Origin of the sequence: Kaistella carnis, assembly GCF_003860585.1 — a bacterium.
Lineage (GTDB): Bacteria > Bacteroidota > Bacteroidia > Flavobacteriales > Weeksellaceae > Kaistella > Kaistella carnis.
The window spans coordinates 2286519-2299885 of sequence record NZ_CP034159.1 but is presented as its reverse complement, the minus strand read 5'-3'; the positions used below and the strand labels follow the sequence as shown (position 1 = coordinate 2299885).

General features: G+C 38.0%; 10 protein-coding genes. 7 read left to right on the top strand and 3 right to left on the bottom strand.

Annotation, left to right across the window (positions count from 1 at the left end; all coding sequences use genetic code 11):
- The first annotated feature begins 69 nt into the window (after positions 1 to 69).
- Genes EIB73_RS10660 through rodA form a run of 5 tightly spaced genes read left to right on the top strand, consistent with a single transcriptional unit; the run spans position 70 to position 5709 of the window.
- Positions 70 to 1095, top strand: coding sequence for a rod shape-determining protein (locus EIB73_RS10660; RefSeq protein WP_125025249.1), 1026 nt, complete (start codon positions 70 to 72; stop codon positions 1093 to 1095).
- Between the two features lie 24 nt (positions 1096 to 1119).
- Entirely contained in the window at positions 1120 to 1971 is an 852-nt protein-coding gene (mreC, locus tag EIB73_RS10655) for a rod shape-determining protein MreC (protein WP_125025247.1), read from the top strand.
- Positions 1968 to 2474 carry a rod shape-determining protein MreD gene (locus tag EIB73_RS10650; RefSeq protein ID WP_125025245.1) on the top strand — a complete coding sequence of 169 codons (507 nt, stop codon included), beginning with the start codon at positions 1968 to 1970 and terminating at the stop codon, positions 2472 to 2474. Before mreC ends, EIB73_RS10650 begins: the two co-directional genes overlap by 4 nt.
- Positions 2471 to 4480 (top strand): penicillin-binding transpeptidase domain-containing protein, encoded by a 2010-nt coding sequence (locus EIB73_RS10645; protein WP_125025243.1) that lies wholly within the window; start codon positions 2471 to 2473, stop codon positions 4478 to 4480. Before EIB73_RS10650 ends, EIB73_RS10645 begins: the two co-directional genes overlap by 4 nt.
- Entirely contained in the window at positions 4480 to 5709 is a 1230-nt protein-coding gene (gene rodA, locus EIB73_RS10640; RefSeq protein WP_125025241.1) for a rod shape-determining protein RodA, read from the top strand. Before EIB73_RS10645 ends, rodA begins: the two co-directional genes overlap by 1 nt.
- Before the next feature lie 192 nt (positions 5710 to 5901).
- On the opposite strand, the gene EIB73_RS10635 is transcribed toward rodA, so the two are convergent.
- The 3 genes from EIB73_RS10635 to EIB73_RS10625 all read right to left on the bottom strand — a co-directional run bounded on the left by EIB73_RS10635 (position 5902) and on the right by EIB73_RS10625 (position 9387).
- Positions 5902 to 6120, bottom strand: coding sequence for a hypothetical protein (locus EIB73_RS10635; RefSeq protein ID WP_125025239.1), 219 nt, complete (start codon positions 6118 to 6120; stop codon positions 5902 to 5904).
- Positions 6121 to 6187: 67 nt separating this feature from the next.
- A complete protein-coding gene (locus EIB73_RS10630) occupies positions 6188 to 6874 on the bottom strand; it encodes a C40 family peptidase (RefSeq protein WP_125025237.1) in 687 nt (228 codons plus the stop codon).
- Between the two features lie 314 nt (positions 6875 to 7188).
- Positions 7189 to 9387: a glutamine synthetase III family protein gene (locus EIB73_RS10625; protein WP_125025235.1), complete on the bottom strand. Its 2199-nt coding sequence runs from the start codon at positions 9385 to 9387 to the stop codon at positions 7189 to 7191.
- A gap of 277 nt (positions 9388 to 9664) precedes the next feature.
- Here EIB73_RS10625 and EIB73_RS10620 point away from each other — a divergent pair, with 277 nt between their 5' ends.
- Positions 9665 to 11341, top strand: a complete 1677-nt coding sequence (locus EIB73_RS10620; protein ID WP_125026103.1) for a DUF6909 family protein — start codon at positions 9665 to 9667, stop codon at positions 11339 to 11341.
- A 127-nt stretch (positions 11342 to 11468) separates the two neighbouring features.
- On the top strand, positions 11469 to 13313 hold the full coding sequence (locus EIB73_RS10615) for a M1 family metallopeptidase (protein WP_125025233.1): 1845 nt from the start codon (positions 11469 to 11471) through the stop codon (positions 13311 to 13313).
- Positions 13314 to 13367: the final 54 nt, after the last annotated feature.

Here is a 13367-nt window from a genome sequence, read left to right as displayed (position 1 = left end):
TAGTGGCAATCTAATTTTTAGAACGGTTCTAAATTTATATCTTTGTACACTTTAAAAAATTAGCATAAAATGGGGTTATTTGATATGTTCACGCAGGATATTGCGATTGATTTAGGAACAGCGAACACACTTATCATACACAATAATAAAATCGTCATTGATCAACCATCAATCGTAGCGATAGAACGTTCTACAGGAAAGCCAATTGCAGTGGGTGAAAAAGCCAAACACATGCAGGGTAAAACCCATGAGGACATAAAAACAATCAGACCTTTGAAAGATGGCGTAATTGCTGATTTTCATGCATCTGAGCACATGATTAAGGAATTCATCAAACAAATTCCGGGGATCAAAGGAAAACTTTTCCAGCCAACTTTAAAAATTGTAATCTGTATTCCATCCGGTATTACCGAGGTGGAAAAAAGAGCCGTAAGAGATTCTGCTCAAAAGGTTAACGCAAAAGAAGTTCGTTTGATTTACGAACCAATGGCTGCTGCAATAGGGGTTGGAATTGATGTACAAAAACCTGAAGGTAACATGATCATCGACATAGGTGGTGGTACTACAGAAATCGCCGTAGTTGCTTTGGGAGGAATTGTGTGCGACAAATCTGTAAAAATTGCAGGTGATGTCTTCACAAATGACATTGCCTATTACTTAAGAACACATCACAACTTATACATTGGGGAAAGAACTGCGGAGAGAGTAAAAATCGAAGTAGGTTCTGCCGTAGAAGATCTTGATGTTGACATTGAAGATATTCCGGTACAAGGGCGTGATTTAATTACGGGTAAGCCAAAAGAAATTATGGTAAACTACAAAGAAATTGCCCGCGCTTTGGATAAATCAATTATCAGAATAGAAGATGCGGTAATGGAAACCCTTTCGTTAACTCCTCCGGAATTGGCAGCTGACATTTACAAAACAGGAATCTATCTTGCTGGTGGTGGCGCTTTGCTAAGAGGACTTGGCGATCGACTTCATAAGAAAACAGGACTTCCGGTTTTTGTAGCAGAAGATCCACTAAGAGCAGTTGTTCGTGGGACAGGTATTGCTTTGAAAAACATGGATAAGTTCAACTTCCTCATTAAATAATTTTAACTTTCACGAAACTATCGAATGGGATTTTTGCTGAGGTTATTTTCAAAGAACGGTTTATTTGTGTTCTTTATATTTCTGCAACTCATAGCTTTGGTATTGATTTTCAGTAGAAATTCAATGCAACAGTCGTGGATTGCGGGACAGTCTGCAGCCTTTAATTCTTGGGTTTCAGGATATATTGACGAAGGCGCCTCTTATTTGAAACTAAAGCAGACCAATGATCAGTTGGTTTCTCAGAATAAAGCCCTTATGGAGCAACTTTACGGCAAAAAGGCCGGTTCTCATCCTGAATTTAGAAAAGTTCATGACACGATTGGAGGTGGCCAGATCTATACTTTTGTGGATGGTGATATAGTATACAACAGTATCAATAGAAAGGATAATTATTTCACCATCAACCGGGGAAAACGAGATGGTGTTTTTCCGAAGATGGGAGTAATGGCACCCACGGGAATTGCCGGAATCGTAATCAATACAACAGATTCGTATGCGCTCGTTCAATCCATTTTAAGTGTTAATAAAATTAAGATCAACGCCTCGCTGAAAAGCTCCGGGTATTTCGGTACACTAACCTGGCCGGGGACTGATTCCCGCGTGATGCATTTGGCGGATATTCCAAAGTACGTTTCCATAAAAATTGGCGATACTATCGTAACTGACGGCAAATCGGCCATTTTTCCGCAAGGCGTGATGATTGGTAAAGTCGCAGGCTATGAGGTCGACAGTAAGACTGGATTCTGGGATATTTCGGTAGAACTCAGTGAAAAGATAGGAAACTTAAGTAAAATTTTTGTGGTTAAAAATCTTAAGAAAGCAGAAGTTTCTAAAATCGAAGATACCTTACAAGCGACCATAAAAAGAGAGAAATGATAAGTAGAACCCTTTTTACAGATATCTTGATCATTGTTTTGCTCATCGCATTACAGATTTTTGTTTTGAATCGTATTACGCTTTTCGGTAAATATACTCCTGTAATTTATCCTGTATTTGTCATGTTTTACCCATTTTTCAGAAACAAATATCAGTTTCTGCTCTTAAGTTTTATTTTAGGTTTGGGTATTGATGCGTTTCTGTACACCTGGGGAATTAATGCATTTGCGACAACCATAATCGCTTATTTTAGAACCTTAATATTCCGTACTTCTACAGATACTTCTACGGATTTCTTTTCTTTCCAATCGTTACAATGGAGCCAGTTTCTGCTCTTTATCTCGATGAGTATTTTTATTCACCAATTGCTGGTACAATTTATTGAAATCTTTAAATTTAGCAGATTCTTTGATATCTTTCTGAATGTTTTGGCAACGAGTGCCATTTCATTTGTATTTATCATCATATACGCACTGGCATTTAAAATCAAACAAAAAGTTTGAAACCACAATTTTTAAAAATCACCGTTTTTATCTCTGTAATTGCTATCATATTTGTGGCAAGGCTTGCTTATTTGCAGCTATTTACAGACCGATATGCTTTGAATGCAGCAAATACATCGATTAAAACAGAATATATTATTCCACAGCGCGGAGTCATCTTTGACCGGAACGGAGTTATCTTGGTAGGAAATCAGCCTGCTTATGAAATCTCTTTTACGGAAGCATTGATGAAGCCTGATTTCGATACTTTGGATTTCTGTAATTTGGTTAAAATTCAGAAAAGCGATTTTATTAAAACCATCAACGCCATTAAAGCTGAAAAATATTATTCGAAGCTGACTCCAATGACTTTCATGAAAAATCTAAGTCGGGAAGAAATCGCCAGAATACAGGAAATTATTTTTAAATATCCAGCCTTTAACATTGTTTCCAGACCGCAACGTCAATACGAAGTTTCAACTTCAGGTAATTTGCTTGGCTATACGAATGAGGTGAATGACCGTGACATAAAAAAAGACTCGGTCTACTATCTGCCGGGAGATTTCATAGGTAAAACAGGAATTGAAAAGTCGTATGAAAAGGAATTACGGGGCGAAAAGGGAATTCAATACATTCAGAAAGACATTCGTTTAAGAAATATTGGTCCTTACAAGAATGGAACATTAGATAAAGATGTGGTTACGGGAAAAGATATTACTTTGACCATCGACTATGATCTGCAGCGAATGGCTGAAGAAATGATGGTGAATAAACAAGGCGCCATAGTTGCAATCGATCCTTCCAACGGAGAAATACTGGTTTTAGCAACAGGTCCGGATATTGATCCTAATCTTTTCTCCGGTCCGGAAAAAACCAAAAATCTTTATCGTTTACAAATGGATACGGTTTATAACAACCGTCCTACTTTCGACCGATCGCTTCAAGCGGCATATCCGCCCGGATCTACATTTAAATTGTTAACCGCAGCAGCAGCCATGCAAATGGGTGTGATGGATGAAAATACCGTTTTCCCTTGTGGTGGTGGTTTTAATTATCGGGGTTTAAGAATTAAAGGACACGGTGGAGCAGATCCTTTGGTTCCTGCCATTCAGGTTTCAAGTAACTGTTATTTTTCTTACGCCTATATCGCGATTATGAATAAATATCCGGGAGACCCGACGCGGGGCGTGAACGAATGGAAGAAAATCATGAGCAGTTTTGGCGTGGGAGAATTTCTTAATAATGATTTAGCTGTAGGTTCAAAAGGCCGTATTCCTTCCGGGGAATTTTACGAAAAGAGAAGCGGTGGCAAAAAAGACTGGACTTCAGCATACACGATGAATGGCTCTATCTTTAATGGAATGGGACAAGGAGATGTTTTGTTAACACCGCTGCAAATGGCCAATGCTGTAGCTGCCATTGTAAATAAAGGTTGGTATTATACCCCACATATTGTAAAATCAATTGACGGAAAGCCTAATCCAGATCCTCGATTTAAAGTTAAACATAAAACTTTGGTGGACCCGAAGCATTTTGGTCCAATCATCAAAGGAATGGAAGCGGTGGTTTTAAATGGAACGGCAAGATCTCTTAAATCAAACGACTTTACCATGCTTGCAAAAACGGGAACTGCGCAAGTTCCACAGGGGAAAGATAATTCTATTTTTGTGTTGGCAGCGCCGGCAGATAATCCAAAAATTGTAATCGCAGCCGTAATGGAGCATGCGGGATTCGGAGCAACCTGGGCGGGACCAGCTGCCGCCGTAATTGCAGAAAAATATCTTACAGGAGATTTAAAAAGGCAACATCTATACAAAAAAATGGTTAATGCGAGTTTCATGCCTGAATACAAAAGACAATGGGACGCCGAGCTCAAGAAAAAAGGACTTTATAAGGAACCAAGTAAAGATTCAATTAATCTGGAAAAGTTGAATATTCAGTTAAAAACTGCCAAAGACGGTGAAAAAACGCAATTGATGTATAAAAGAGATTCCATTCTTCTTAAAATAAAAAATTCTACAAAATAATGAAGTGGATGGAAGGAATTGACAAACTGGGATTATCACTGTATTTTTTACTGTGCCTGTTTGCCGTGGCTAATATTTACAGTGTGGAACCCGCAAGTGGAATACGACAAGCGGTCTGGCTGGGTGTTTCTGTATTTGTGGGAATGATCATTTTTATGATGAGAACAAAATTCTTCGAGAATATGGCAGGAATTATTTATTTGGTAGGATTGTTTTTGCTCATCGGTCTATTTCCTTTTGGTACAGAAATTCTGGGTCAGAAAAACTGGTATAAGTTCGGACCTGTGAGTTTGCAACCGGTCGAATTTGCTAAAATTGGTACCGCCTTAATGTTAGCCAACTATGTGTCAGGACCAGATTTCAATTTAAAACATAAAAAGTCGCTTTGGACCTCCATTGCTATTATTGGGATTCCGGGTATTGTGGTTTTATTAATCCCCGATGTGGGATCGCTTCTTGTATTTATTGCCTTTTTTATTGCACTCTTTAGAGAAGGATTATCGGGTTGGTTTTTTGGTGTAGGTTTTATTTTCGCTGGTGTGTTTCTGGTGGCTTTGGCCGTAGATCCTATTTATGTTGTCATCGCAATCGCAGTAATAACTAGTTTTGTTCTGTTCATTAATTCAAATAGAATCCATTGGAATATTATGTCCGTTTCTGCAATCGTAGGGATTGTGGGGGTGCTTTGTGGATTGGCGTATGGCGCTCCAACCATTTTAGAAAAACTTCCGAAGCACCAAAGAGAAAGAATCGAGGTTTTATATAAAGGAGAAAAAGCTTTTCGCGACACTTCCGGTTACAATCTGCTGTATTCTAAAACGGCCATTGGTTCAGGTGGATTTTTTGGTAAAGGATATCGTGAAGGATCAGTTACGCAGGGGAAATTCGTGCCTGAGCAAAGCACGGATTATATTTTCTGTACAGTAGGTGAAGAATGGGGATTTTTGGGCAGTGCCTTACTCGTTATTTGCTACACTGTATTTATCGGAAGAATCTATTATCTCTCTGAAAAACAAAAGTCCGCTTTTAACCGGGTCTTTGGCTACTGTTTCGCTTCCATACTCATGATTCACTTTACCATTAATTTGGGAATGGTCATGGGACTTTTCCCTACAGTTGGGATTCCGCTTCCTTTCTTTAGCTATGGCGGAAGTTCTCTCCTGGCCTTTTCTATGATGACTTTCATCTTTTTTAAGCTGAATTATGCGGATAGAAACAGTTTAGTATAAGAGCGGGCGTTAGGCGTTAGGCGTTAGGCGTTAGGCAAATTTGAATCCTTGATCTTAAAAGGGAAATAATTTTCGAGGAAGGAATACAATGGTTTAGCTTATCGATGTACAAAAGCGGGAAAATATAGGACTATGTTCAGCCAGGACGGCTAATCATTCGGTTCATAATTTCAAAATCATTAGACTTCAACCTTACAAATCAAACCGTTTTACGGCTCTAAATCCCTCATTTAAGCAAGCTGATAAATCTTGAATACTTACCACTAATAATCTTCTTTCAAAGGGGAAAATGACTGATGTTTTAGCCCCGATGGAAGTGGCATCCCGCGAAACCGCGACAGCGGTGAGCGGATAGAACGGACAGCGGGTCTGCTCTTCAAAGGAATAGCACTCTTGCCTGCTCCTAATCATGAGAATTACCTACACAAAAAAAGCCACCTTGAAAAGGCAGCTTTTAATTAAAATCAATTATCTATTTTTAATTATTTGCGAAGTTGCTGTTAAATGCTTCCTGTGACAAAACTCTTTTTGCGAATCTGAATTTTGGTCCCCAATACGAATCATTAAGGGAAGAAACCATCACTCCTCTGGAAGTCGCAGCATGAATAAATTTAACGGTACCATCTTCGCTCACGCTTTCCACAATTCCTACATGAGAAATTCTACCTCTGCTGTGTGAAAAGAAAACCAAATCTCCTTTTTGAAGCTCACTTTTTTCAACTCTCTCCCCTTCCTGTGCTTGAGAAGCAGCTACTCTTGGAAGATTTAATCCAGCACTTGCACCGAAAACAGACAGTACAAAAGCGGAACAGTCAATTCCATTTCTTGTGGTACCACCATATCTATAAGGGGTTCCTAAATAGGATTCAGCTTCAGTTAAGATATCATCAATTTTTTTAGAAAACCGAAATGCCTTTGCAATCTCCTCATTCTTTACAATTGTTTCTAAAGTCTTGGTTGCAACGGCTTGCTCCTCTTTGAAACTGCTAACTAATTGTTTTTTTGCGATTTCAAGTTTCTTACTATCTATAGAGGCAAGTTTGGCATTTGATTTGTATTCACTGGTATAAGAAGTTGGTGCGGAAACTACGTAATTGGTTACACAAGATTGTAAAGAAAATGTAGCAACTACCGAAGTTATATAAAACAGAACTCTTTTCTTCATATATATTGATTTTCTGTGTTAATTGTAATATTTGTTTTAAAAAGCAATACAAAAGTAAGTATTCGGGTAAAAGAGACGGTGAAAACACCTATTGTTACCTAAGCATTTAACACTTTTTAACATTATTATTTGTAATGTTAATAGAATATGAACCGCAAACGCCCTATTTTAGGACTTGCGGTTTTATTTTTGTTATGATTTGTTAACATTTATAATCTACATCTATCACCTATATAAGATTAGTCTATAGCCTTTCGACTAAAATCACAAAAAAACCCCACATCAGTGAGGCTTTCTTTTTTTAATTTTTAACGCTATCTTGTAAACAACAGCTCTCTGTATTTTGTTAAAGGCCAGAGTTCATCATCGACCATCATTTCTAATTGATCAGAAGAATTTCTTATTTTCTCAAAGAAAGGAATGACATCATTACAGAAAGATTCTGCCATTTTTCTGGAATCATTTTTATCTTTTGCCGCTGCAATTGCATTTAATAAATTTTCTACTTCTACTTTAATAATTCCAACGTGTTCAGAAATGCCACGAATTAAACTCATCTGCTCTTTTGCCAGGACTTTAAATTCCTCATTTTCAAAAATTTCTTTAATGCCTTTTACATTTTCTATCAATCGGTTTTGATATTTTAAGGCCGAAGGAATAATATGGTTTCTCGCAATGTCGGCAAGCACTCTGGCTTCTATAGCGATGGTGGTTGAATATTTCTCCAATTTTATCTCATTACGGGCTTCTAATTCACGTTCGGTGTAAATGCCGAGCTCTTCGTACAATGCAATAAACTTAGGATCTAATTCATGACTTAACGCTTCCGGAGTTGTTCTTAGATTGTTAAGACCTCTTTTAGCGGCTTCAATTGCCCATTCTTCTGAATAACCGTCTCCTTCAAACAAAATGCTTTTAGAAACCTTAATATATTCGCGAAGAACATTAAAGATCGCCTCATCTTTTTTCAAGCCTTTATCAACCAAAGCATCAACTTCTAATTTAAATGTTTTAAATTGCTTCGCTGCGATGGTATTCATGACCGTCATTACTTCCGCACAGTTTGCAGACGAACCCACCGCTCTGATTTCGAACTTATTTCCTGTAAAGGCAAATGGTGAAGTTCTGTTACGATCCGTATTATCTAAAAGAATATTTGGAATTTTTCCGACCACATTTAATTTTAAATCGGTTTTTTCTTCCGGAGACATTTTCCCGTCTTTTACTTTTTCAAGCTCTTCTAACACGCCAAATAATTGCGATCCAATAAAAGCAGAGATAATTGCAGGTGGCGCTTCATTGGCACCCAAACGGTGATCATTCCCCGCGGAGGCGATACTTCCTCTCAAAAGATCGGCGTAATCATGTACTGCTTTCAGCGTATTTACAAAGAACGTTAAGAATTGTAAATTCTTTTTCGGATTTTTTCCCGGACTTAAAAGATTTTCTCCCGTATCGGTCGCCAAACTCCAGTTGTTGTGTTTACCGCTACCGTTTACTCCGGCAAATGGCTTCTCATGGAAAAGAATATGGAAATGGTGTTTGTGTGCCACTCTCGCCATTAAGTCCATTAATAAGGAGTTATGGTCCACCGCAACATTCACCTCTTCAAACATTGGTGCTAACTCAAATTGATTGGGCGCAACTTCGTTATGTCTTGTGGTCACAGGAATTCCCAGCTCAATTGATCTGATCTCTAATTCTTTCATAAAGTTCATTACCCGCGTTGGAATAGATCCAAAATAATGATCATCTAGTTGCTGACCTTTCGCCGGTGAATGCCCAAGAAGTGTTCTGCCGGTAATAACTAAATCAGGTCTGGACTGATACAATGCACTGTCTACTAAAAAGTATTCCTGTTCCCAACCTAGAGTCGGACTAACCTTCGTTACATTTTTATCAAAATAAGATTTACAGATATCAGTTGCCGCCTGATCTACTGCATGCAAAGCTCGCAACAAAGGCGCTTTGTAATCTAATGTTTCTCCAGTATATGAAATAAAGATGGAGGGAATACAAAGCGTCGTTCCCATAATAAAAGCAGGAGAAGTTGGATCCCAAGCGGTATAACCTCTGGCTTCAAATGTATTTCTAATTCCACCATTCGGGAAAGAAGACGCATCAGGTTCTTGCTGAATCAACATTCCTCCAGAGAATCGTTCAATTGCACGGTCACTTTCAAAAGGGGTAAAAAAAGAATCGTGTTTCTCCGCTGTTGATCCCGTGAGTGGCTGAAACCAGTGCGTGTAGTGTGTTACTCCTTTGCTCAAAGACCAATCTTTCATGGCTACGGCAATTTGGTCGGCGACATCGCGCTGTATTTTTGTTCCCCATTTGATGGCATCCTGTATAGAAGTAAAAGCTTCCTTGGTTAAATATTCCCGCATTGTTTCTTCCGAAAATACTTTTTCACAAAAAAGTTCCGACAGCTTACTCGGTACTTCAACTGCGTTTTCTTTTCTATAATCCTTTTGAGAAAGTAATTCTAGTGCTTTAAATCGAACATTTGACATTTGGTATTGTTTTTAATGGGGTAAAATTACAAAAAATATAAAAACAAAATGAAAAACATCTATTTTTTATGGGGTCATTGGCAAAATTTTAACTTTATGTAAATTAACCACATTGTATTTTTCTCTATTGATTGAATATTTCTTCATCTATTTAAATGGTATTTCTTGTTTTAAAAGCAATTATAATGAGATGAACATTTCATTATATTTTAGAGACAACCGCTGTGACAAATGCATCTAACAACAAATTCCTTATATTTGTATGAAATTTTACAATATGGTAAATTCACGTGCAAGAGAAACCACTGAAGCAATCGAAAGACTTTATGTTTCTATGCGACACTTATTCTATCGCGGTTTTTTCAAACCGGCCGGCATCTCCGGAGAAAGCCTTCGGTCTTTACTTATGACCATCAACCCGGAAATTTATGGAACCATGGGCGTTCCCAACAAAGTGGAGTTAGACGGACTTCTTTACGTTCTGGATCGATTACCGGAAGGAATCGAAGAATGTTCCTTTATTCATCTTACTTCTGATGAAGGTTTTGAAAAGGGAAGCTTTGAAGTAATTGTTCCTAAAAAGAGAAGAAGAAACTGTTATCGCATCGATGAGCATCAAATGAACATTGAGGTTCTTTTGGGCCGTTCCGAAATCTATGATATACTGACTCACCTCACCTTCTTATATATAGAAGCCGATAAAATCCGCAAACTCGCCTTTATTAATGATGAAAACGACAAGCCAACGCGCGCCTGGAAAATCATTGAAGAAGTAGCGAAAGGAGATAAAAAACTGAGTAGAAAAGAAAAAGAGGTAGCCTTGATCCACTTATCTTCACTTTTGGGAAGAACGTTCGACGAAACTTTGAATGCTTACAATAACTTTGGAGATGATTCTAATCCAGACCGTCTTTTCAAAATTATGTATCATTTAGGGAACGAAAGTTTTAATGATTATAAGAAGATTCGAGAACGTGAAGTTCATTTCTCAGCTATCTTAAGAGAAAGAGTGGGACATCATTTCTTCGGGGAAAAATGGGCAAATAAGGTAAAATCAGTTTTAGCTGAAAATAATATGCAAATGAGACCCTTACATATTATTTCCGCCAACATGCACTCAGTTAAGAATATGTTGTACGCCAACGATTCTATTGGAAAAAAACCAACGAAGAAGGTTGACTTTAAAATGTTTGAAGAAATTTCTAATAAGAAATCGCTGCAGGAAAAAGTATTGGCGCATTCACAAGAAGCTGGATTGATTTATATTGATGATCAAAGCGGAAGCAACATCGACGTTCAAATTATTGATTTGGCCAAAACCGATTTATCAAACACTCCTTTCGCCGACATGAAATATTCGGGAGAAGATGTGATTATGGTCTTTGATTATGCTTTTGGAGAACAAGCCTACGAAATTATGGATGAATTATTACGTCCGTATGAATATGGCGGCGAAGTATATACGATGAAGGTGAAATCGATATCGATTATGGGTAAAGCCGGAATTCTAATGGGAGAAAAAGGAGACATTATGATCCCAACTTCCCATGTTTTTGAAGGAACTGCAGATAATTATCCTTTTGAAAATGCTTTAAAATTAGAAGATTTCGAAGATGATGAGTTGCAGGCATTTGAAGGTGGAATGGTAACCGTTTTGGGAACTTCACTTCAGAACAAAGACATCCTGAAATATTTCATGGAAACTTCCTGGAAAGCAATCGGCCTGGAAATGGAAGGTGCACATTATCAAAAAGCCATTCAGGTCGCATCGAAAATCCGTCATCATATTTCCGAAGATCTCTTCGTAATGTACGCTTACTATGCTTCAGATAATCCTTTGGAAACAGGCTCAACCTTATCTTCAGGAGGCTTAGGTTTAACAGGAGTGAAACCGACCTATCTGATTACACTACGAATATTAGAGAAAATTTTGGCCAGCGGAATGAATTCTTAAAAGAGTTTATTACCACTCTAAACTTCACCCTTTTAGCAACTCAAAATGCTGAAAGGGTTTTTTATTAGCCTAACATCTTCCATAAAAGCAAAAATTCTTATCTTTCCATCTTTAAATTAAAATTACTATGAACAAAGGGTTTATCACGATTCTAACTTTACTTTTCAGTTTCTTGTCAGCTCAAAAGGGTCCGTACTATCAACAACAGGCGAAGTACAAAATGGACATTGACGTAGATGCGAAGAATTTTACATACAACGGAAACCAAACTTTAACGTATACCAACAATTCTCCGGACGAGTTAAACGTGGTTTATTTTCATTTGTATTGGAATGCCTTTAAACCTGGCTCCATGATGGACCAAAGAGTAGCACGTCAGGGAAAAAACGGAGATTCACGTTTACAAAAGGATGGAATTTCCCGCTTGGCTTCAATTCCGAAAGAGGAAGAAGGCGCCCAGAATATTCACTGGATCAAACAAAACGGAAAAGATTTGAAATTTGAAGTTCAGGAAACGGTAATGAAAGTGTATTTGGATTCTCCTATAAAACCAAATACATCAACAAAATTCACCATGGAGTGGGATGCCGTAATTCCTATGCAGATTCGCCGCGCCGGAAGAAACAATTCCGAAGGTGTCGATATGACGGTCACCCAATGGTACCCGAAAATAGCAGAATACGATTACGACGGCTGGGCGACTTTTGATTATGTAGGAAGAGAGTTTCATGCGCCTTTTTCGGACTTCGAAGTCAACATTAAAATCGATAAAGATTATGTAATTGGTGCCGGCGGAACTTTAGAGAACCCTTCTGAAGTAAAAGGTTATGATCCTAAGGCCTCACTAAAAGCAGATAAAAACAATAAAGTAACCTGGAAATGGACCGCTAAAAACATGCTTGACTTTGCTTGGGCAGCAGACCGCGACTATACCGTAGAATCGTTTGTCGTTTTAGATGGGCCAAAAGTATATTTCGTTTATCAAAAATCTGAGAAAACTAAATATTGGTCGGAGTCAAAACCTTATGTGACGAAATTTTTCCAAATAATGAATGCGACCTACGGAAGATATGTTTATCCTTCCTACTCCTTCATTCAAGGTGGTGACGGTGGAATGGAATACGGAATGTGTACCATGATTTTGGGTGAAGCGAAAAGTGTGGATGGATTAGTTGGTTTGATGGTTCACGAAGGTGGACATTCCTGGAATCAGCAAATAATGGCCTATAACGAAAGTGTAAGACCTTGGATGGATGAAGGTTTCACGAGCTATTACGACGATTCTATTATGTATCAGTTATTTCCTCCAAAAACTCCAAAAGCGAATCCTTTTACTGCAACTTTAGACCGATACCGAAATTTTGTTAAACGGGGAATTGAAGAACCAGCAGGTTGGTTAGGTGATCACCATGATAATGGAACCGCGTACTCTTTCGCCTCCTATTACAAAGGTGAATTGTTCCTGGTTCAGCTAGGATATATTATCGGGGAACAAAATTTAGCTTTGGTGATGAAAGAATTTTACAACCAATGGCATCTTAAACATCCGACCGATCGCGACTTTATGCATATCGCGCAGAAAATTTCCGGGATGGATTTAAAGTGGTTCCACCATTACTGGATCAACACGACGAAAACCATTGATTATGCAATTAAAGACATCAAGTACGGTGAATTTGCCACAACGGTGACTTTAGAGAATAAGGGATCGATTCCAATGCCTATCGATTTTTCGATTTTAACGACGGATAAGAAAGTAGTCAATTATCAAATCCCTTTAAATATGACGCACACCTGGAAACAAAAAGATATTTACGGTGATTTCAAAACTGAAGCTTACTGGCCGTGGACACAGAAGGAATATACTTTAACAATTCCATACAATAAGTCCCAGATTTCGGCTTTAGGTATTGATTTTTCTCAAAGATTAGCAGATGTTAATCTTGAAGACAATTTAGTAGAAGTGAAATAATTTCGGAACAGAGTCTGAAAAATTTAGTAATAATGCAGTTGGATAAAATCCAGG